This window comes from Streptomyces sp. (assembly GCF_036566765.1).
Lineage (GTDB): Bacteria > Actinomycetota > Actinomycetes > Streptomycetales > Streptomycetaceae > Streptomyces.
The window spans coordinates 1-22196 of sequence record NZ_DATCVQ010000291.1 but is presented as its reverse complement, the minus strand read 5'-3'; the positions used below and the strand labels follow the sequence as shown (position 1 = coordinate 22196).

Genomic DNA, 22196 nt, shown 5'->3' with positions numbered 1-22196 from the left:
TGCGCTGATTCCGCTTTTGGTCAGAGCCCCATGATTTCCGGGTGCTCGGCCAATTTGGCGAAATGCTCGGCCGGGTTCGCGACGAGCTTTCGCTTCTCCAGGTCGAGGAGCCCGGCGATACTTGAGATTTCACATGCCAGCGCGCCGTCGGCGCGCCGGATCTCCTGCTCCACCCGGAACGTCTTGCCGTCGCCCCACACCCACCGGCAGGTCACGTCGACTTCATCTCCGCCGCGCAGTTCCTGGCGGAACCGCATGGTGTTCTCCAGCACGGCCGGGCCGAAGCCGCTGTCGATCAGCCGGTCCACCGAGATGCCGGCCGCGCGCAGGCTCTCCCACCGCAGGTGCTCGAAGTACTGCAGGTAGACGGCCTGGTTGAGATGTCCCTGCGTGTCGAGCTCGTAACCGCGGACGATCATCCGCAGCTGAAACGGTTCCGTCATGCTCAGTCGACCTCCTCAAATGGATCCATGAATTCCTGTCCTATTGGATCGTGCCCCATGGGATCGCGCCGGGCAACCCCGGCCGCTAAATGACAAATTCCTGGTGATGTGGATCACATGGCGAATATCCTTGACTCGGCGATATGCGGGAGTGTTAGCGTCATGGCCATGTCTTGCTGGGTGATCGCTTCCGAAAAGATTCGCTCGCAGCTCTTATCCCGTCCGACCGTTTTACCGGTCGTTCCGATGAATGCGGAACGACGCTGATGGCGGACATCGTCGCCGGCCTCCTCACGGCGGCTCAGGCTTTCCCTCATAACTCCGCGGTCGTTCACGGCGACCAGGAGGTGACCTACGCGGAACTGGTGCGCCGGATACGTGCGACGGCCGCACTCTTAGGGCCCGAGCCCGGCCCGGTGGGCGTTCTGACGGACCGCTCGCCGGCCACCGTCGTCGCCCTGCTCGGCATCCTCGCCGCGGGCGGGACCTATTGCCCGGTCGACCCGGCCTTCCCCGCCGCCCGGCAGCAGGCGCTCCTCGACGCCGCCGGCTGCACCCGGGTGATCGTCGCCCGGTCCGGTGCACCGACGCCCGAGGGAGCAGAGGCCGTACGCCTTCCCGACCCGGACCCGGACGGGCCCGACCCCGAGCTCCCCGAGCTTCCGGCGGACGACCGGCCCGCGTACACCTTGTTCACCTCCGGCTCCACCGGCCGGCCCAAGCCGGTCCTGACCCCCCGGCGGGCCATCGCCGCCTCGGTCGACTCGCTGCGCGAACTCTTCGACCTCACCCCCTCGGACCGCGTCCTGCAGTTCGCCTCGCTCAACTGGGACACCTGCTTCGAGGAGATCCTTCCCGCGCTCACCACCGGCGCGACCCTCGTCTTCCACGACGAGGCGTACACCGGCTCGCTGCCCCGGCTGATCCGCGCCGCGACCGCCGCCCGCGTCACCCTGCTCGACCTGCCGACCGCCTTCTGGCACGAACTCGTGCGCCACCTCGCCGAGAACGACGAGCGGCTGCCCGACTCGGTACGGACCGTGGTCATCGGCGGCGAGGCCGTCAGCCCGGCCCGGCTCGCCGAGTGGCGCGCCCTCGGCGCCGACGGCGTCCGGCTGATCAACACGTACGGCTGCACCGAGACCACCCTGATCACGCACGCGGTGGACCTGCACGGCCCCGAGGCCCCCGGCCCCGGCGCCTGGTGGGGCGAGCACGACCGGGTCCCGATCGGCCGGTCGCTGCCGCACGTCACCGAGGACATCGGCGCGGACGGCGAACTCCTCGTCGCCGGGCCCGCGTTGGCGCTCGGCTACCGTGACCTCCCGGAGGTCACCGCCGACCGGTTCGTGACCCGCCAGGGCCAGGTCGGCACCGCCCGCTGGTTCCGTACCGGAGACCGGGTCTCCCGCCGCCCGGACGGCTGCCTCGTGCACGAGGGCCGGCTCGACGCCGAGATCAAGGTACGCGGCATCCGCGTCGACCCCGGCGAGATCGAGGCCCACCTGACCGCCCACCCGCGGGTCGGCGCGGCCGCCGTCGTCGGCGCGAAGACCGCCGACCGCACCACCGTCACCGCCTACCTGGTGCCGCAGCACACCGACAGCGCCGACGGCGACGACGCAGACACCCTCGCCCGGGAGGTCCTGCGCCACCTGCGCGAGACCGTGCCCGGCCACCTCGTCCCGCACAAGGTCACCGTCGTCCCCGCACTCGTCCACACCGCCGGCGGAAAGATCGACCGGCTCGGCACCCACCGGCGCCACACGCCCGCCGCCGAACCCCCCGCACCCGCCGCCAGAAGCGGCCTCACAGAACAGGACACCCGATGAGCCCCGACGACATCGTCGACATCTTCCGGCGCGTGCTGGAGACCGACAGCGTCTCCGCGGACTCCGACTTCTTCGAGCTCGGCGGCGACTCCCTGCTCGGCACCCGGGTGCTGAGCGCCGTCGCCCGCGCCCACGGCGTGGAGCTGACCTTCGACGACATCGTCGACGCCCCCACCCCGTCCGCCCTCGCCGACCGCCTCGCGAGCGTGACCCGATGAGCGTCGTCGTCGTGGGCGCCGGCCTCGCCGGCCTGACCGCCGCGGCCGAACTCGCCGAGCGCGGCGTCGAGGTGACCGTCCTGGAGGCCCGGGACCGGGTCGGCGGGCGGATGCACGGCATCGAGGTGGCCCCGGGCAGCTGGGCCGACGCCGGCGCCGCGTACCTGGGCGAGCGGCACACCGAACTGCTCGCCCTGATGGCCCGGTCGGACCTCAAGACCGCGCCCACCACCATGGACGGCGAGAGCCGCTTCGCCCTCGGCGGCGCGGCCGCCCGAAGCGTCCCCGGCCGCTTCCCGCCGCTCAGCGGCGTGGCGCTCGGCGACATGTTCGACCTGCTCGACGAGGTCACCCGGTCCGTCCGCCCGGACGCCCCGTGGCTCACCCCGGACGCCGCGCACCTCGACTCCATGACGGCCGCCGAATGGGCCGAGATCAACCTCAAGCACGAGGACAGCCGGCTGTTCTTCCCGCTGTTCCTCGGCGAGATGATGGCCGCGGCGCCCGCCGACGTCTCCGTCCTGCACATGGCGTTCTACCTCCGCTCCGGCGGCGGCCTGCGCTACCTCAACGCCTTCGCCGGCGGCGCCCAGGAGTGGCGCATCGACGGCGGCGCGCACCTGCTGTGCGAGGCCCTGGCCGACGGACTCGGCGACCGGGTCCGGCTGTCCGAGCCGGTCACCGCCGTCGAGCAGGACGACGACGGCGTGCTCGTACGCTCCGCCGGCGGCGACACCCGCGCCGAGACGGTCATCGTGGCCCTGCCCCCGGTCCTCGCCGACCGGATCGAATTCCGGCCCGGCCTGCCGGCGTCGCGCTCCGGCGCGCGGACCGCGCCCGGCTGCGCGGTCAAGGTGCATCTGATCCACCCCTCGCCGCTCTGGCGCGAACAGGGCCTGTCCGGCTGGTCGGTCAGCAACGACGGCCCGCTCCTGTCCACCGTCGACGACTCGCCCGCCGACGGCGGCGCGGGCGTCCTGACCGGCTTCGTCACCGGCGAAGAGGCCCACCGGTTCGCCGCGCTGAGCCCCGAGGAGCAGCGCGCCGCCGCCGTCGGTCACGCCGCCCGGCTGTTCCCCGGACTGCCCGAGCCGATCGGCTTCCACGTCACGGACTGGGTCAACGACCCGTACAGCCGCGGCTGTTACGCGGCCCTGTTCGGCCCCGGCGACTGGCTCGCCCTCGGCCCCGGGCTCACCCGCCCGCACGGCCGGGTGCACTGGGCCGGCACCGAGACCAGCACCGAGTTCTTCGGCCTCATGGAAGGCGCCATCCGCTCGGGCCACCGGGCCGCCGCCGAGGCTGCCGCCCGCCTGTAGCGAGGCGGTCGCACCGGCGCCGGTACGAGCCGACCGGTCCGACCCGCCGGCCCGAGCACACCCCACACCTCCCCAGGAGAGCACTGTGACCACCAGCCCCATTGCTCCACTCGCCGTCCGGCAGCAGTTCATGACCGACCCCACCCTGGGCGCGGGCAACTTCCTGCAGAAGGCCCTGGACGCCAACCCGAACAACGCCGTCCCGTTCGCCTTCAGCCACACCACCGACCACCGCGGCGAGGTCGTCCTGCGCGGCCACAGCCTGCGCGACCTCGCCGCCCTGCGGGACCGGTACGCCCGCTGGTACCGCGCCAACGGCGTCGAGACCGGCGAGCCGGTCGCCGTCTACGTCGGCGAGGGACTCGAACCGCTGCTGCACTTCCTGGCGCTCACCGCCCTGGGGGCCGTCCCGGCGCTCATCAACAACGCCATGCCCGAGCGCACCGCGATCCGCTACATCGACCACGTCGGCGCGGTCGGCCTGGTCGCCGACGACCCGACCCGGCTGGTCGCCGCCTACCGCGCCGAGGGCAACCGCCGCCGTCCGCGGTTCATCGTCCCGTCCGCCGAGATCAAGGCGTACGACCCGCAGGATCACGGCGCGGGCTCGCTGCCCGAGGCGTACCCGCACCAGCACGCCGCCGACGAGGTCGTCGCGCTCATCCACTCCTCCGGCACCACCGGCACCCCGAAGTCGACGATGCTCGCGCACCGTCAGTTCTGGGCGGGCAAGGAGCCCCGGATGGAGCGCTTCCCCGCCTCGCCCGACGACCGGCTGATGTCCCTGATGCCGCACACCCACGCCGGCGGCCTCAGCTACTTCCTCACCGCAACCCTGCTCGGCCTGCCTACCGTCGTTATGGCCGACTGGCGGCGCACCGTCGTCGAGCCGGTCATGGAGGCCTTCCAGCCGACGATGGTCGCCTCCTTCCCCCGTACCTTCGTCGAACTGGCCACCGGCGAGCTGCCGACGAAGGGCGCCGTGAAGGTGCACAGCTGGTTCAACACCGGCGACGGCGCCCACTACGGCCACATCCGCCGCCTGGTCCAGCTCGGCGAGCGCCCCGCCGGGCTCATCAAGCCCTGGCTGCTGCCGCGCGACCACGACGCCGAAACGGCCCTGCCCGGCTCGCAGTTCATCGACGGACTCGGCTCCTCCGAGATGGGCATGGCCCTGTTCGGCCAGGTCACCACCCCCGAGTCGGAGCGCAACGACCGCTGCGTGGGCAAGCCCACCGAGGCCGTCACGGCCGCCGCCGTGCTCGGCGCCGACGGCCGGGAGGTCCCGGTCGGCGAGGTGGGCATGCTCGCCGTCAAGACGCCCTCGCGCACCCCCGGTTACTGGAACGACCCCGAGCTCACCCGCAGCTTCGAGCTCGACGGCTACTGGCTGACCGGCGACGTGGCCCGCAAGGACGAGGACGGCAACTTCTACCACCTCGACCGGACCGTGGACGTCATCGACACCGAGGACGGGCCGGTCTACAGCCTCCCGATCGAGGAGGTGCTGCTCGCCGACTGCGGCAACGTCGTCCAGGACTGCGGCGTCGTCGGCGTCCCGGCCGAGGACGGCCTGGGACAGCGCCCGATCGCGGTCGTGCGGATCCAGCCCGGCGTCGCCGCGCCCTCCGCCGACGAGCTGCGCGAGCAGGCCAACAAGGAGCTCACCGCCGCCGGACTCGCCCCGCTGGCCGCCGTGCTCGTCGCCGACGATACGGCCGACTTCCCGACCGGTGTCACCGGCAAGGTCCTCAAGCGGGAGCTGCGTACCCGCTGGGCCACCCTCTTCACCGGCGCCGGCCGGGCCTGACCCCCCACCGGCACCCGTCGATCAGTCAGGAATCTGATGGAAGCCTCGACCTTATCGAGCCCGTCCGTTCTGCCCGCCCCGCAGCCCTACGCGTACGAGCGCCTGATCCCGGCGGAGCCCGACTGGCGCCGCCTGCCCGGCTGGCGCGATGTCACCGCCGCCCAGTGGCGCGACGCTCAGTGGCAGCGCGCCCACTGCGTCAAGACGCCCAAGCAGCTCAAGGCCGTGGTCGGCCCGCTGCTCCAGGACCGCTTCTTCGAGGACCTGGAGACCGACCACAAGAACTTCGCCAGCATGTCGATGCTGCTGACCCCGCAGATGCTCAACACCATGGCGCCCGACGCGCCCGCCGAGCCTGCGGCCTACACCGAGGCCTTCCTCGCCGACCCGGTGCGCCGCTACATGCTGCCGGTCGCCTCCGACCGCGACCCGGAGTGGCCCAGCCACCCGTACGCGGAGCGGGACTCGCTGCACGAGGCGGAGATGTGGGTGGTCGAGGGGCTCACCCACCGCTATCCGACCAAGGTGCTCGCCGAACTGGTGTCCACCTGCCCGCAGTACTGCGGGCACTGCACGCGCATGGACCTGGTGGGCGGCTCCACACCCCAGGTGGAGAAGCTGAAGCTGACCCTGAAGCCGGCCGACCGCCAGGACCAGATGATCGACTACCTCAAGCGGACGCCGGGCGTGCGCGACGTGGTGGTCTCCGGCGGCGACGTCGCCAACGTGCCCTGGCCGCGCCTGGAGTCCTTCCTGATGCGGCTGCTCGACCTGGAGAGCGTCCGGGACATCCGGCTCGCCACCAAGGCCCTGGCCGGGCTGCCGCAGCACTGGCTCCAGCCCACGGTGCTCGAAGGCCTGGAGCGGGTGGCGCGCACCGCCGCGCGGCGCTCGGTCAACCTGGCCGTGCACACCCACGTCAACCACGTCCAGTCGGTCACCCCGCTGGTGGCCGAGGCGGCCCGCGCGGCGCTGGACGCCGGCGTCCGGGACATCCGCAACCAGGGCGTCCTGATGCGCGGCGTCAACACCACCCCGAAGGCGCTGCTCGACCTGTGCATGGTCCTCCAGGGCGAGGCGAACATCCTGCCCTACTACTTCTACATGTGCGACATGATCCCGAACGCCGAGCACTGGCGCGTCGCGGTCTGGGAGGCGCAGGAGCTCCAGCACGCCGTCATGGGCTACCTGCCCGGCTACGCGACCCCGCGGATCGTCTGCGACGTCCCGTACGTCGGCAAGCGCTGGGTCCACCAACTCGCCGACTACGACCGGGAACTCGGCGTCTCGCAGTGGACGAAGAACTACCGCACCGGCATCGAGCTGGACGATCCGGACGCGCTCACGCGCCGCTATCCGTTCTACGACCCCATCACCACGCTCCCCGAGTCGGGCCGGCGCTGGTGGCGGGAGAACGGGCACAGGAAGGAATGACATGACGGACAGGGACACCGGGGACCGCGCGGGCGATGTCGGCCGGGACACCGGGGACCGCGCGGGCGGCGTCGGCCGGGACACCGTGCGCGCGCTCGACCGCCGGGCCGTGCTGCGCAGCGCCGAGATCGTGGCGCAGGTCCAGGGCGACCAGTGGGACGCGCCCACGCCCTGCGGGGACTGGACGCTGCGCCGGCTGCTCGCCCACATGACCGCGCAGCACCTCGGCTTCGCCGCGGCCGCCGAGGGCACGTCCGCCGACCCGGCGGTGTGGCGCGAGCACCCGCTCGACGACCCCGGCCGCGCCTACGCCGAGTCCGTCGAGCGCGTCCTCGGCGCGTTCGCCGCCGACGGCGTGCTCGACCGCGCCTTCGTCCTGCCCGAGATCCACCCGAGGGCGACGTTCGCCGCGCCCCGCGCGATCGGCTTCCACTTCGTCGACTACGTGGTGCACGGCTGGGACGTCGCGGCGGCGCTCGGCATCCCGGCGGAGTACGACGACGACCTCGTCGCCGGCGCCGCCGAGGTCGCCGTACGCGAAGTGCCCCTGGGTCCCTCGCGCGAGCGCCCGGGGGCCGGGTTCCGGGCGCCGTTCGAGCTGACCGGCCACGCGAGCGCCGAGGACCGCCTGTTGGCGTTCCTCGGCCGCGACCCCCGCTGGTCACCCCAGTGAGCGGGTCACCCCTCGCCCGCCTCGGCGGCCGGCCGCACCGGCCGGCCGCCGAGCGTGTGGCTCTGCCCCCGGAACTCCGCGATCACCACGCCGTCCGAGCGGCGCACCGTCACGTCGTACACCCCGCTCCGGCCGAACCGGGCCCGCTCCACCGCCTCGGCGATCAGCTCGTCGCCCACCTCGGCCGGGCGCAGGAAGGTGACCTGCGCCCCCTGGGCGACGGTCACCGGACCGTGCGTGTTGCAGGCGAACGCGAACGCCGCGTCGGCCAGCAGGAAGAGGAACCCGCCGTGCCCCATGCCATGGCCGTTCACCATGGACTCCGCGACCCGCATCCACACCGTCGCCCGGCCCGGGCCGGCGTCCTTCAGCGCGATGCCGAGCAGCTCGCACGTGCGGTCCTTCGCGTACAACTCCTCGGCCCGCCGCCGCGCCGCGAGCTCCGGGTCGCGTTCCTCGACCGTCCCCGTCATGGCATGGCCCCCAAGTCCTTTTCGTCTTCCGGTCATTCGACGCCCTGATCCTTCCGCCCGGAAAGACCGGCGGTCAACAGGCAGTGGAAATCCCGTACCAAGGAGCAGCATGACTTCCCCCACACCCTGGATTCAGGAATTGTCCGAAACCCCTCCGTCCGAGCGCAGGGCGCTCCTTGAATCGTTCGTCGTCGCCGAGTTCAAGCGCGAACTGATGATGGACGAGACGGATGTGCTGCCCCCTCACGTCAGTTACTTCGAGCTCGGACTCACCTCGCTCGGCGCCACCGACACCCGCACGCGCCTGGAACACGGACTCGGCCGCCCGCTGGACTCCGCATTCCTGTTCAACCACCCGACGGTCGGCCACCTCGTCGACTTCCTGACCACCGACGTGATCCCCGAGTTCTTCGCCGCCGACGGCCCCGAGCCCGCCGCCCCGGCCGCCGCCGACGCGGCCCCGCAGGACTCCGGAACCTCCACGAAAGACCTGGTCAACGACGTACTCAAGGAGCTCTACCAGTGACCGACACGGCCTCGTCGCGCAACGACACGCTGCTCCGCGAACTCCTCCTGGAGAAGTACGAGCCGATCGCCGTCATCGGCATGGGCATCCGGTTCCCGGGAGACGTCGACACCCCCGAGGAGTTCTCCGCATTCCTCCGCGAAGGCCGCGCCGGAACCGGCCCGGTCCCCGCGGACCGCTGGGACATGGAGACCCTCCAGACCCTTGAGAAGGAGGCCGGCCGGCGGCCTCTCGCGGCCGGCGGAGGATTCGTCTCCGGCATGGACGAATTCGACCCCAAGTTCTTCAACATATCCCCGAAGGAAGCCGAATTCATCGACCCCCAGCACCGCTGGGCACTGGAATCCGCCTGGCGCGCCCTGGAATCGGCGCACATCGACCCGGCGGCGCTCCGCGGCGGAAACGGCGGGGTATATCTGGGCGTCGGACAGATGGACTTCGTCATCGACGTCGAGGCGCTCGACCCGGCCGACCTGGACGCCCATGTCGCCGCCGGCACCGCGCACAGCGCCGCCGCCGGACGCCTGTCGTACTTCCTCGGCTGGCGCGGACCCTGCCTCAGCGTCGACACCGCCTGCTCCGCCTCCCTCGTCGCGCTGCACCTCGCGGCCCAGGGGCTGCGCCGCGGCGAGTGCGACATCGCCCTGGCCGGCGGCGTCAACGTCAACCACCACCCGCGCAATCACATCGTGTACTCGCGCGCCGGGATGCTCTCGCCGGACGGCCGCTGCAAGACCTTCGACGACTCCGCCGACGGCTACGCCCGCAGCGAGGGCTCCGGCATGGTCGTCCTCAAGCGGCTCTCCGACGCCCGCCGCGACGGCGACACCGTGCTCGCCCTGATCCGCGGCTCCTCGGTCCGCCAGGACGGCGAGAGCGGCGGCCTCACCGTCCCCAACGGCACCGCGCAGATCGCCCTCATGCGCGACGCGCTCGCCACCGCCAACCTGGAGCCCGCGGACATCCAGTACGTCGAGGCGCACGGCACCGGCACCTCCCTCGGCGACCCCATCGAGATGGGCTCCATCAACACCGTCTTCACCGACTCCCGCACCGACGACGCCCCCCTCGTCGTCGGCTCGGTCAAGACCAACATCGGCCACATGGAGGCTGCCGCAGGCATCGGCGGCGTCGCCAAGGTGATCCGCCAGCTCCAGGAAGGCGTGATCTACCCGCACATCAACCTGGACACCCCCTCCCGCCACATCCCCTGGGACCGCTACCGCGTCACCGTCCCCACCGAGCTGCGCGACTGGCCGGCCGAGGGACCGCGCCGCGCGCTGGTCAACTCCTTCGGCTTCGCCGGCACCATCGCCTCCGTCGTCCTCGAACAGGCCCCGCCCGCCCGGCAGACGACCGCCGCGCCCGAGGACGGCACCGCCGTCTTCACCCTCTCCGCGAAGGACCGGCCCGCGCTGCGCGCCCAGGCCGAGGCGTACCGCGCCTTCCTCGCCACGCGCCCCCAGACGCCCCTCGCCGACCTGTGCTTCACGTCCAACACCGGCCGCGCCCACCTGCCCGCCCGTCTGGCAGGCCCCGTCTCCTCCCGCGAGGACCTGGAGCGCCTCCTCGACCGGCACCTCGCCGCCGACGGGGCGGACTCCGGCGAACTCCGACCCACCGAGGCCACGTTCCTCTTCACCGGGCAGGGCGCCCAGTACCCCGGCATGGGCCGCGAGCTGTACGCGCGCCACCCCGAGTTCCGCCGCCAACTCGACCTCTGCGACCGGCTGTTCGCCGAGCACCTCGGCCGGTCGATCAAGGACGTCATGTTCGGCGACGCGCCCGACAGCGCCGAGCACATCAACCGCACCCTGTACACCCAGCCCGCGCTGTTCTCCCTGGAGTACGCCGCCGCGCGGCTGTGGATGTCCTGGGGCGTGCGCCCCGGCATCCTGCTCGGGCACAGCGTCGGCGAGATCGCCGCGGCCGCCGTCGCCGGCCTGTTCTCGCTGGAGGACGCCGTCCGGCTGGTCTCCGTCCGCGCCCGCCTCATGCAGTCCGTCACCGCGCCCGGCGGCATGGCCGCCGTGTTCGCCCCCGCCGAGGAGGTCGCGCCGCTCCTGGAGGGGTACGCCGACGTCAGCTTCGGCGCGCTCAACGCGCCCGGCCAGTGCGTGATCTCCGGCGGGCGCGACGCGCTCGCCGAGCTGGTCGCCACCCTGCGCGAGCACGGCGTCGAGACCCGCGAGCTGCCGGTGTCGCATGCCTTCCACTCGCCGCTGATGACCGAGGTCTTCGACGACTTCCGCGCGGCCGTCGCCGACATCGCCTTCCACGAGCCGAAGATCAGCTTCGTCTCCAACCTCACCGGCGAGGTCGCCGCCCTGGCCGAGGTCGGCACCCCCGACTACTGGGTCCGGCACATCGCCGAACCGGTGAACTTCGCCGCCGGCATGGCCTGCGTCCAGGCCCGCGGACCGCAGGTCTTCGTCGAGGTCGGCCCGTCCGCCGCGCTCGTCAACATGGGCCGGCGCAGCGGCGACCCGGCCGCCCACGTCTGGGTCTCCAGCATGTCCAAGTCCGACCCCGACGGCACCGCGATCCGCACCGCGCTCGCCCGCTGCTACGAGGCCGGACTGCCCGTCTCCTGGACGGGCTACCACGACGGGCGCAGCGGCCGGCTCGTCGAGCTGCCCGGCTACGTCTTCGCGAAGAAGCGCTTCCCGCTGCCCTCCACCCGGGTCGCCCGCGCTTCGGTTGCCCGGTCCGGCGGCCCCGCCCACCACCCGCTGCTCGGCCGCGAGATCACCACCGAGGCCCAACGCGCCGCGGGCGAGCGCGAGTTCGCCACCCGGCTCGCCCCCGACGCGCCGGCCTACCTCGCCGACCACGTCGTCATGGGCCAGCCCGTCTTCCCCGGCGCCGGCCACGTCGAGATCGCCCTCGCCCTCCAGGACGCCGTGCACGGCGAGACCGGCCGGCTCGTCCAGGACCTGCGCATCCACGAGCCGCTGTTCCTGCGCGACGGCGAGCCGGTCGAGGTCCGCGTCCGGCTGCGCCCCCGCGCCGTCGAGAACACAGCGGACACGGCCGACGTCGAGATCGTCAGCCGCGTCGACGGCCGTGACGGCGCCATCGAGCGCGTCCACGCCACCGCGACCCTCGGCGCGCCGCCGACCGGCCCGGCCGCCCTCGCCGAGGTCGTCGACCGGCTGCGCAAGGCCACCGCCGACCTCGGCACGCCCGAGGTCCGGCACCAAGGCTCGGACCTGTACGAGCGCTATGCCGAGCTCGGACTGCCGTACGGCCCCGAGTTCCGGCGCGTCCTCGGCGTCGACCGGTACGCCGACGGGGTCGCCGTCGGCGAGCTCCGCGGCCTCGACACGCCCGTCGGCGAGCACCTGCGCGCCTCCGTCCTCGACTGCGCCATGCAGACCCTCGGCGCGGCCGTCGACCTCGACGGCACCTACCTGCCCGTCGGCTTCGACCGCGTCGAACTGCTCAAGCGGCCCAAGGGCGATCTGCGGATCCTCATCCACGTCGACCTCGACCCGGCGGCCGGCGAACTCGCCGCCGACCTCGTCGCCCTGGAGGGCGAGCGCCCGGTCTTCGTCGTGCACGGCGTCCGCCTCAAGCGGGTCGCCGACGCCCCCGCCGACCCCGCCGAGCGGATGCTGCTGCGGCCCCGCTGGCTCAAGCGCTCCCTGCCCGCTGCCCGCACCGGCGGCGAGGGCCGCCGCGTCCTCGTCGTCCGGCCCGGCGACGGCGTGCCCGCCGACCTGACCGAACGGCTCGCCGGCACCGGCGTCGAAGCCCGGCACGCCCCCGACGCGCCCACCGCGGTCCGACTGCTCGGCCAGGACGCCGACGTCACCGACCTGTGCTGGTTCTGGACCCCGGAGACCGGCCTGGCGGGCGAGGAGCGGCTGCGCGCCGAGACCGAGCGCAACTACCGCGACCTGCTCGCCCTGACCGGCGCGGCCGAACAGCTCGGCACGGGCCGCGACCTGCGGATCTGGCTGGTCACCGAGCGCGCCCAGTGGCTGCCCGGGGACCGCGCCGACACCCTCGACTCGGACGCCCTCGCCCCGGCCTCGCTGTGGGGCTTCGGCGCGGTGCTGCTCAACGAGTACCCGGCCCTGCGGACCGTCCTGGTCGACCTCGACGGCGGCGACCTCCAGCCGCTCGTCGACGAGTGGCTCGCGGGCGACGCGGCGGGCGGCGAGCACCAGATCGCCCACCGCTCCGGCGTCCGCCACGTGAAGCGGCTCTCCCCGCCCGCCGGCCCCGCCGACGAGACCAACGCCGAGCTGCAGATCACCGAGTACGGCCAGTTCTCCGCGGTGAAGCCGGTGCCGGTCGAGGATCGTGCGCCGACCGGCGACGAGGTCACCGTCCAGGTGCACGCCGCAGGGCTCAACTTCAAGGACGTCCTCAACGCGCTCGGCATGCTCCGGCAGTACGCGCTCGACCTGGGCATCCCGTACGAGCCGCTGCCGCTCGGCTTCGAGGCCTCCGGCGTCGTCGTCGAGGCCGGCCCCGACGCCGCCTTCGCGCCCGGCGACGAGGTCGTGCTCAGCCGCATCGGCTGCATGCGCCGCCGGGTCACCGTCCCGTCCACCGTCGTGGTGCGCAAGCCCGGCAACCTCGGCTTCACCGAGGCCGCCGGCCTGCCCGCCGCGTACGTCACGGCCCACCACGCGCTGCACGGCCTCGCCGGCGTCAAGGCGGGCGACCGGGTGCTGATCCACGCCGCCGCGGGCGGCGTCGGACAGGCGGCCGTCCAGCTCGCCCGGCTCGCCGGCGCCGAGGTGTACGCCACCGCCAGCCCCCGCAAGTGGCCGCTGCTGCGCGCCCAGGGCGTCGAGCACGTGATGAACTCCCGCACCCTGGACTTCGCCGACGAGGTCCTGGCGGCCACCGGCGGCCGGGGCGTCGACATCGTCCTGAACAGCCTCAACAAGGACTACATCCCGGCCGGGCTGCGCTGCCTCGGCGAGGACGGCCGGTTCGTCGAGCTCGGCAAGATCGGGGTCTGGACGCCCGAGGAGATGCGGGCCGAACGCCCGGACGTCGACTACCACAACTTCGACCTCAGCGAGCTGCCCGCCGACGAGCTCGACCGGCTCAACCACGACATCCTGCACACCGTCGCGGAGCACATCGAGGCCGGCCGGCTGACCGCCCTGCCCACCGTCGGCTACTCCCTCGACGAGGTCGAGGAGGCCTTCGGCGTCCTCAGCCGCGGCGCCAACCTCGGCAAGATCGTCATCGAGTTCCGCGACGAACGCGACCTGCCCGCCCGGCCGGTCCGGCTCGACGCGGGGGAGACGTATCTGATCACCGGCGGCCTCGGCGCACTCGGTCTGGCCTCCGCGCGCAAGCTGGTGCGGGAGGGCGCCCGGCGCATCGCGCTCGTCAGCCGCCGCGCCGTCGACCCGGCCGAGACCGCCCGCATCGCCGCCGAACTCGGCGAGGGCGTCGAAGTCACCGTCCACCAGGGCGACATCGCCGATGCCGCCGACGTCCAGCGGATCGTCGGCGCGCTCGCCGCCTGCGACGCCCCGCTCGGCGGCGTCCTGCACGCCGCCGGCGTGCTCGCCGACGCCCCGCTCTCCGCGCAGACCTGGGAGAGCATGGACACCGTCCTCGGGGCCAAGATGCACGGCACGTGGCTCCTGCACCGCGCCGTCGCCGAACTCCCCACCGTGAAGTTCTTCGTCGGCTACTCGTCCATCGCGTCGGTGCTCGGCGGGGCCGGCCAGGCCAACTACGCGGCCGGCAACGCCTACATGGACGTCCTGTTCCAGTGGCGGGCCGCGGCCGGACTGCCCGGCCTCAGCGTCAACTGGGGCCCGTGGGCGGAGATCGGGATGGCCGCCAACCTCACCGAGCGGCAGATCGACGGCATCGAGGCCCGCGGCCTGAAGTTCGTCAAGCCCGGCGCCGCGCTGCGCGCCCTGTTCGCCGCGCTGGCCAAGCCGTACGCCCAGACGGTCGTCGGCGAGTTCGACTGGGACGCCTACACCGACGGGCAGTCCTTCTCCAACGCCCTCTTCAAGGAGGTCCGTTCGGGCGACGGCACGGCAAGGACCAGGACGGCCCTCGACGTCGACGCGCTCCTGACCCGTCCACGGGCCGACCGCGAGGCCGCCCTGCGCGAGCTGCTGCGCGAGCGGATCGCCGAGGTGCTGCGCTACGACGCGGCCGAGGACGTCGACATCGACGCCCGGTTCGTCGACCTCGGGCTCGACTCGCTCGGCTCCGTGGAGCTCAAGAACGCCCTGGAGGCCGCGCTCGGCATCCCACTGCCCGCCTCCACCCTGTTCGACCACCCCGCCGTGCGGTCGCTCGCCGGATTCATCGACGAGCAGCTCGTACCGGACCGCGACGACACCGAACAGGCCGCCGCCGCACCGGAGTCCGACGAGGACCGGGTGAGCGGCCTGACCGACGCGGAGGCGGACGAGGAACTCGCCGCCCTGCGCGAGATGCTCCAGTGACGGGCGGAGAACGATGACCACCGCGACCAGCTACATCGATCAGCTCGAAGCCCTCTCCAAGAAGCAGCTCATGGTGATGCTCGCCCGGCAGCACCACGAGCGGAACCAGCCGATCGCCGTCGTCGGCATGGGCTGCCGGCTCCCCGGCGGCCTCGACGACCCGCAGGCCCTGTGGACCGCCCTGCGCGAAGGGCGGGTGCTCGCCACCGAGAACGCCGGCGTGCCCGTCGACAGCCTCGGCCGGCCGCGCTGGAACCTCGACGCCCCCGACCTGGCGCCGCTGGCCGGGCGGCTGCGCCAGGGCGCGTACCTGGCGGACATGGACCTGTTCGACGCCGAGTACTTCGGCATCCCCGACCAGGAGGCCGCGCACCTCGACCCGCAGCAGCGGCTCCTCCTGGAGGTCGCCGCCCAGGCACTCGCGGACGCCAACCTGTCCCGGGAGCGGCTGCGGGGCCGCGACGTCGGCGTCTACGCGGTCGGCGGCCCGGTGGAGTACCCGTACGCCTGGCTGCGCGGCGGGCTCCCCGACGACGGCCTTTCGGCGCACATGAGCACCGGCAGCTCGCCCAGCGCCTTCTCCGGACGGATCGCGCTCTCGCTCGGACTGAGCGGCCCGGCGATCACCGTCGACACCGCGTCCTCGTCGATGCTGACCGCCCTGCACCTCGCGGTGCGCGCGCTGCGGCTGCGCGAGGTCGACATCGCGCTGGTCGGGACGAGCAACCTGCTGCTCTCCCCGTTCAGCACCGGCATCCTCGACCGCGCCGGGATGCTCTCGCCCACCGGCCGCAGCCGCCCGTTCACCGCCCGCGCCGACGGCCACGTACGCGGCGAGGGCTGCGGGGTCGTCGTGCTCAAGCGGCACGCCGACGCCGTAGCCGACGGGGACCTGCCGTACGCGCTGGTGCGCGGCATCGCCGTGCACGCCCAGGGCGACCGGCCCGGTCTGTCGGTCGCCTCCGCCCGCGGCCAGAAGGCGGTGATCGAACGGGCGCTGCGGGACGCGGGCGTGGCCCCGGCGGACGTCCAGTACGTCGAGGCTCAGGCGAACGGCTCCCGGCTCGGCGGCCAGATCGAGGCCGAGTCGCTGGCCGCCGCGTACGACCGGCGCTCGCCGGACGCGCCGCCGCTGCACATCGGCTCGGTCAAGGCGAACATCGGCTATCTGGAGACCGCATCCGGCGGGCCCGGCCTGATCAAGACCGTCCTCGCGCTCGCCCACGCGGAGATCCCGCCGCAGCCGGGGGAGGACGAGCCGGACCCGGAGATCCCGTGGGACCGGACCGCCCTGAAGCTCGCCGCCAAGCCGCTGCCATGGCCGGGGGAGGGGCGCAGGCGGGCCGGCGTCAGCGGCTTCGGGTTCTCCGGGACCAACGCGCACGTGATCCTGGAGAGCGTCCCCGAACGGCCGGCCGCGTCGGCCGAGTCCGTGGGTCCCTGGCTGCTCCTGCTGTCCGCGCACCGCCCCGAGGCGCTGGCCGGAACCGCGGGCCGGCTCCACCGGCATCTGCGGGACACCGCCGACTGGACCCCTGCCGCGGTCTGCCGCACCCTCGCCGAGGGCCGCGACCACCGGGCCGTCCGGTTCGCGGCCCTGGTGCACGACCGGGACGGACTGCTCGGCGCCCTCGCCCGCGCCGCCTCGGGCGACGCACCCCCCGAGGGGGACGGGCCTTCGACCGCCCAGGCCGCCGCGTACCTCGCCGGCGACGCCCCCGACACCGCCGCGCTGTGGCCCGCCGACGGGCCGCGCCCCCCGCTGCTGCGGCTGCCCGGCCCCTTCCTCATCGGCCGCCGTCACTGGCCCGCCCACCACGACTGGCGCTGACCTCCTACGGATTGGATCCCCCCATGCACTACCCGAACCTGAGGACCGCCGCCGACACGGTGACGTTCCACGCCGCCCACCACGCGGACCGCGTCGCCCTGGTCTGCGAGGGCCGGGAGGTCACGTACGCGGCGCTGCACCGGGAGAGCAACCGGACGGCCCGCGCGCTGCTCGCCGCCGGGATCGAGCGCGGCTCCCGCGTCGCCTACCTCGGCAAGGAGTCCGAGGACTACTACGAGGTCTTCTTCGCCTGCGCCAAGACCGGCGCCGTGCTCGTCCCCATCAACTGGCGGCTCACCGCCGCCGAGGTGGAGCACATCCTGCGCGACTCCGGCGCCGAACTGCTCTTCGTGGAGCGCGAGTACGCCGACGCCGTCGACCGGATCCGCGCCGAGCTGCCGGCCCGCCCCACCGTGGTCGGCCTCGACGGCGGCGAGGAGCGCGGCAGCGGCCTTCGCGCGTGGAAGGCCGGACAGCCGGACGACGACCTCGACGTGTCCGCCGGACCCGACGACCCGATCGCGCAGATCTACACCAGCGGCACCACCGGCCTGCCCAAGGGCGTGGTCCTCGCCCACCGCAGCTTCTTCGCGATCCGCGACCTGATCGCCGAGCACGGCCTGGACTGGATCGACTGGCACCCCGGCGACGTGAGCCTGATCAGCATCCCCGGCTTCCACGTCGCCGGCATCTGGTGGGCGATGCAGGCCTTCAACGCCGGAGTCACCAGCGTCGCCATGCGGATGTTCGCCGCGCACGACGCCGTGCGCCTGATCCGCGAGCACGGCGTCACCACCACCTGCGCGGTCCCCGCGATGCTCCAGATGATGCTGTCCGAACCCGGCGTCGGGCGGGACGACTTCGCCTCCCTGCGCAAGGTCACCTACGGCGGCTCGCCGATCTCCGAGACCCTGATGCTCCAGTGCGTGGAGGTGCTCGGCTGCCAGGTGGGCCAGCTGTACGGGCTCACCGAGAGCGGCAACACCGCGCTCGTCCTGCCGCCCGCCGACCACCTGCCGGGCAGCTCCCGGCTGCGGTCCGCCGGCCGCCCGTGGCCCGGCGTCGAGGTGATGATCGCCGCCGACGACGGGGCCGCGCTGCCGCCCGGCGAGATCGGCGAGATCTGCCTGAAGACACCCGCAGTGATGGTCGAGTACTGGGGCATGAAGGAGGCCACCGACCAGACCCTCGCGGGCGGTTGGCTGCACAGCGGCGACGCCGGGTACGTCGACGAGGACGGCTACGTCTACGTCTGCGACCGCATCAAGGACACCGTCATCGTCGCCGGGGAGAACGTCTACCCGGCCGAGGTGGAGAACGCGCTCTGCACGCATCCGGCGGTGGCCGAGGCGGCCGTGATCGGCGTCCCGGACGAGCGCTGGGGCGAGGCGGTCCGGGCGTTCGTGGTGCTGCGCCCCGGAGCGGCGGCGAAGCCGAGGGAACTGAAACTCCATCTCCAGGGCCGTATCGCCGATTTCAAGTCCCCGGCCGGATACGAGTTCATCGAGCGGGTGCCGCGGAACCCCAGCGGGAAGATTCTCCGCCGGGAACTCCGCGAGCGTTTCTGGTCCGGCCGCGACCGTCAGGTGAACTGACGGGAATTCGGCGGGAAGGGTGATCCGGTGAAACCGGGACCGGCATTGCGCCGGCCCCGGTTTCGGCATGCCCGAATTTCTTTGCGTGCTTTTCGTCTTCCTGAATTCAGCGGCCGCGGCAGCAGCCGTGCTGCTGCCATTCCGCCTCGTGCCAGTAATGCGCCGGGTTCTGCCGCGCGCTCGGGGCCGCGGCGCGGACCCGGTTCGCCGGACCGTCGCCGGCCGCCGAGGCGCGCGCCACGGCCGTCGGACGGAACGGGGCGAGCAGCTCCGGCACCTCGTACCCGTGCCCGCCGACCATCACCCGCCGCACCGCGGCCGCCGCCCCGATGTCCGTCAGCGGGTCGCCCGCCACGCACACCAGGTCCGCCAGATGCCCGGGCGCGACCGCGCCGAGCTGCCCGCCGAGCCCGAGCGCCCGCGCCGCGTTCCCGGTCGCCGTGGTCAGCGCCTCGCGCGGGGTGAACCCGTACTTCACCAGGACCCGCAGGTTCTGGTGCAGGCTGATCCCGATGTCGTCGAGCGCCGCGTCCGTGCCCGCGACGACCAGGCCGCCGGCCCGGTGCACCCGCAGCAGCATGTCGCAGTCGCCGACGGTCCAGGCGTGGTTGAGCTCCGCGTCCGGGCCGGTCGCCGCGTCCTTCGCCTTCTGCACCAGCCGCGCGTACTCCCACTCCGGGAACAGCACCCGCGTCCGCTCGTCCTCGACCAGCGACCGGTCCTCGACGAACAGCTCCGAGGCGAACAGCGTCGTCGTGGAGATCCACATCCCGCTCGCCGCCAGGAGGTCCACCGAGTCCTGGAAGGTCCGCCCGGCGGCGAAGCTCAGCGTCCGCGAGTAGCCGAGCCGGTTGCCGCCGCCGGTGTGCTCCATCCCGTCCAGACCAGTACGGGCCGCCGGGTACAGATAGTGCGAGGTCACCGGGATCCCGGCCGCGTGACCGCGCGCGACGACCTCCCGCTCGAACGCGAGCGGCAGCCGGATGTACGACTTCAGCAGGTCGTACCGGAGCGCGAACGCCCGCTCCAGGTCCCGGTCGAGCTGCGCGGCGGAGAACACCGGCCGCATCGACCGGTGCCGCCCGCGCGTCCCCTCGATGCCCTCGCCGGAGCCGAAGTACCGCGGCCCCACCTTGGCGCCGGCGGCCAGCGCCTCCCGGGTCTCCACCATCTGGTACGCCGGGTCGCCGGGCGTGCGGCTGGTGGTGACGCCGTACGCCAGCCAGGCGCGGCCCTGCCGGTCGCCCCACTGCGGGCCGCGCCAGTGCCAGTGGTTGTGGGTGTCGATCAGGCCCGGCATGACCGTCAGATCCGAGGCGTCGACGACCCGGTCGCCGCGGACCGCGCCGCGCCGCACCACCTGCTCGATCCGGCCCCCGCTCACCACCACGTCCACGTCGTGCCGCAGCGCCCGGGACGTGCCGTCCCACACCGCGCCGGCGCGCACCACGGTCCGCCCGGCCGGGGCCGGGCGGCGCGACCAGGTCAGCCGGGTCGGTACGGTGCGCGGTGCGCCGCCGTCCAGGCCCACGGAGCGCAGCCGGCCCCGGGACAGGTAGAGCAGGGTGTCGCAGCCGGCGCCGACCGAGAGCGAGTCGGAGACCTCGTCGGTGAGCCGCACCGGCGCGCCGGTGATCCGGCCCTCAGCGTCCACCGGGACCTTCCAGGCCAGGCTCTCGACGCCGACGACGAGATGCGTGCCGTCGGGCGTCCACAGCGGGCCGTCGCCGCTGCGGGTGGAGAGCGAGCGGCCCGGCGCGACCGTCTGGTAGCGCAGCGCGTGCGTGGTCAGGTCGACGGTGAGGATCTGGTTCAGGCCGTTGCTGCTGCGCTTCGAGTACGGCGCGACCGCCGCCAGCGCGAGCAGCTTGCCGTTCGGCGACCAGGCCGGCGGGCCGGGCTGGTACAGCGCGGGGGCGACCTGCGCGACCGACCCGTCGGCGAGGGTCAGCACCCAGGTCGCGCCGCTCTCGTCCTGGTACGCGATCCGCGTGCCGTCCGGTGACCAGCGCGGCGAGAGCTGGGCGTTGGGCAGGTCGGTGAGCCGCTCGGACGCGCCGGTCGCGAGGTCGTACCGCCACAGGTTCGCGGAGCCCGCCCGGTCGCTGACGTAGACCAGGGACCGTCCGTCGGGCGACCAGTCGGGGGAGGCGTTGAAGTAGCCGTCGCCGACGATCTTGCGCGGCCGCTCGCTTCCGGTGAGCAGCCAGAGCGCGTTCAGCGCGCGGAACGCGATGCGCCGGCCGTCGGGGGAGAGCGCCGGGTCGGCGATGCCCAGGACCTCCTGGGCGCCGGTGGCGGCCAGGTCCGGGCCGGGGCGGCGGTGTTCGGCCCGCCGGACCTCGACGGTCGCGGTGAACGGGACCTCGGTCCGGCCGCCGCCGTCGGTCCGCCGCCGGTGGATCCGGCCGTCGGCGGTGTAGAGCAGCTCGTCGCCGGAGAGCCAGCTCGGCGCGAGCGGGAAGACGTCCTCGTCCTTCGTCAGCGCCCGGTCGTCCAGCATCAGTTCGGCGCGGACGCCGGTGACCCGGACGTACGCGAGCCGCCGCCCGTCCGGGGCGAACGCCGGCGCGTACAGGGCCGCGTCCGCCGGGCCGGTGAGCAGCGTCTCTGTGGTCCCCGTGGCGACGTCGACGGCCTCGATCGTGCCGTAGCCGGCGATGTACGCCACGCGTCGCCCGTCCGGCGACCAGGTCGGCATGGCGACGTTCCGGTCCCCCTGGGTGAGCGCCCGCTGTGCCCCGGTGGCGGTGTCGAGGAGCCAGACGCGGGCCGCGCCGTCCCGGTCGGAGACGAACGCGACCTGCCCGCCGTCCGGCGAGAATTTCGGCTCCTGGTCGTACCCCGCGCCCGTGGTCAGCCGGCGCAGCCCCGACCCGTCGGCGCCGATGCGCCACAGGTCGTACGCCCCCTCGCGGAACGACTGGAACACCAGGCTCCGCCCGTCCGGCGCCCAGTGCGGCTGGGTCGCGTCCAGCGCGTCGTCGGTGAGCCGGCGCGCCGTGCCGCCGGCCGCGGGCAGCAGCCAGATCGCGTTGAGCGCGTCGACGGCGAGCGTCCGGCCGTCCGGCGACACCGCGGCGCAGAGGTTGGCGCTCTCGTGGGCGTCGACGCGCACCAGCCCGTCGGCGTCGCTCTCGTCGGGCTCGGCCGTCGCGTCCGCGGCGCTCTCGCTCGCGTACGCGACGCCGCTCGCGAGCCACAGCGCGCCGACGCCGACCGCGCCGCTCCGGTGCAGCAGAGTGCGCCGGGAAATCGTCGCCGATTTCCCGGGCTCCTCGAATTCGTTCTCAGCCACGGTTTTCCCCCACGGGTCGGCCCGGTTTCACGGGCATGCGTTCGTACGGCGGGTCGAATCTAGGCCATCGGTGAATGCGGTGCAGGGCTCCGAGCGGAATGCAACGGAAGATCCGTCATGGCGGTTTTCGGGATTGCCTCTTGGACAGGCACGGGCTTGGGTGTTGAGATGGACCGCATGACGATGGATCCCATGAAGAGTGACCGCATGAACCCGACGACCTTTCGGAATCGGGCGGGACGGCGCGCGGGCGCGTACCTCCTGGCGTTGACGATCGGTGGCACGGTGGCCTGCGCGG

General features: G+C 73.3%; 13 protein-coding genes. 10 read left to right on the top strand and 3 right to left on the bottom strand.

Annotated elements, in window-relative coordinates; all coding sequences use genetic code 11:
- Window positions 1-20: 20 nt before the first annotated feature.
- Window positions 21-443, bottom strand: a complete 423-nt coding sequence (locus tag VIU94_RS16555; RefSeq protein WP_331912183.1) for an acyl-CoA thioesterase — start codon at window positions 441-443, stop codon at window positions 21-23.
- A 266-nt stretch (window positions 444-709) separates the two neighbouring features.
- On the opposite strand from VIU94_RS16555, the gene VIU94_RS16550 reads away from it, so the two are divergent.
- The 6 genes from VIU94_RS16550 to VIU94_RS16525 all read left to right on the top strand — a co-directional run bounded on the left by VIU94_RS16550 (window position 710) and on the right by VIU94_RS16525 (window position 7729).
- Window positions 710-2275 (top strand): amino acid adenylation domain-containing protein, encoded by a 1566-nt coding sequence (locus VIU94_RS16550; RefSeq protein ID WP_331912181.1) that lies wholly within the window; start codon window positions 710-712, stop codon window positions 2273-2275.
- Window positions 2272-2493, top strand: a complete 222-nt coding sequence (locus VIU94_RS16545; protein WP_331912179.1) for an acyl carrier protein — start codon at window positions 2272-2274, stop codon at window positions 2491-2493. The genes VIU94_RS16550 and VIU94_RS16545 overlap by 4 nt, the downstream gene beginning before the upstream one ends.
- Entirely contained in the window at window positions 2490-3812 is a 1323-nt protein-coding gene (locus tag VIU94_RS16540) for a flavin monoamine oxidase family protein (RefSeq protein ID WP_331912177.1), read from the top strand. Before VIU94_RS16545 ends, VIU94_RS16540 begins: the two co-directional genes overlap by 4 nt.
- A gap of 85 nt (window positions 3813-3897) precedes the next feature.
- Window positions 3898-5622, top strand: coding sequence for a class I adenylate-forming enzyme family protein (locus VIU94_RS16535; protein WP_331912175.1), 1725 nt, complete (start codon window positions 3898-3900; stop codon window positions 5620-5622).
- 36 nt (window positions 5623-5658) lie between these two features.
- Window positions 5659-7056 carry a KamA family radical SAM protein gene (locus VIU94_RS16530; RefSeq protein ID WP_331912173.1) on the top strand — a complete coding sequence of 466 codons (1398 nt, stop codon included), beginning with the start codon at window positions 5659-5661 and terminating at the stop codon, window positions 7054-7056.
- A gap of 1 nt (window position 7057) precedes the next feature.
- Entirely contained in the window at window positions 7058-7729 is a 672-nt protein-coding gene (locus VIU94_RS16525) for a TIGR03086 family metal-binding protein (RefSeq protein ID WP_331912171.1), read from the top strand.
- 5 nt (window positions 7730-7734) lie between these two features.
- On the opposite strand, the gene paaI is transcribed toward VIU94_RS16525, so the two are convergent.
- Window positions 7735-8202, bottom strand: a complete 468-nt coding sequence (gene paaI, locus VIU94_RS16520; protein WP_331912169.1) for a hydroxyphenylacetyl-CoA thioesterase PaaI — start codon at window positions 8200-8202, stop codon at window positions 7735-7737.
- A gap of 109 nt (window positions 8203-8311) precedes the next feature.
- On the opposite strand from paaI, the gene VIU94_RS16515 reads away from it, so the two are divergent.
- From VIU94_RS16515 to VIU94_RS16500, 4 genes are read left to right on the top strand one after another with little or no spacing between them, the layout of a single operon-like run.
- Window positions 8312-8728: an acyl carrier protein gene (locus tag VIU94_RS16515; RefSeq protein WP_331912167.1), complete on the top strand. Its 417-nt coding sequence runs from the start codon at window positions 8312-8314 to the stop codon at window positions 8726-8728.
- Entirely contained in the window at window positions 8725-15174 is a 6450-nt protein-coding gene (locus VIU94_RS16510; RefSeq protein ID WP_331912165.1) for a type I polyketide synthase, read from the top strand. Before VIU94_RS16515 ends, VIU94_RS16510 begins: the two co-directional genes overlap by 4 nt.
- Window positions 15175-15187: 13 nt before the next feature.
- Window positions 15188-17005, top strand: a complete 1818-nt coding sequence (locus VIU94_RS16505) for a beta-ketoacyl [acyl carrier protein] synthase domain-containing protein (RefSeq protein WP_331912163.1) — start codon at window positions 15188-15190, stop codon at window positions 17003-17005.
- A gap of 23 nt (window positions 17006-17028) precedes the next feature.
- On the top strand, window positions 17029-18600 hold the full coding sequence (locus VIU94_RS16500) for a fatty acid--CoA ligase (protein WP_331912161.1): 1572 nt from the start codon (window positions 17029-17031) through the stop codon (window positions 18598-18600).
- Window positions 18601-18706: 106 nt separating this feature from the next.
- On the opposite strand, the gene VIU94_RS16495 is transcribed toward VIU94_RS16500, so the two are convergent.
- On the bottom strand, window positions 18707-21898 hold the full coding sequence (locus VIU94_RS16495; protein ID WP_331912159.1) for an amidohydrolase family protein: 3192 nt from the start codon (window positions 21896-21898) through the stop codon (window positions 18707-18709).
- Window positions 21899-22196: the final 298 nt, after the last annotated feature.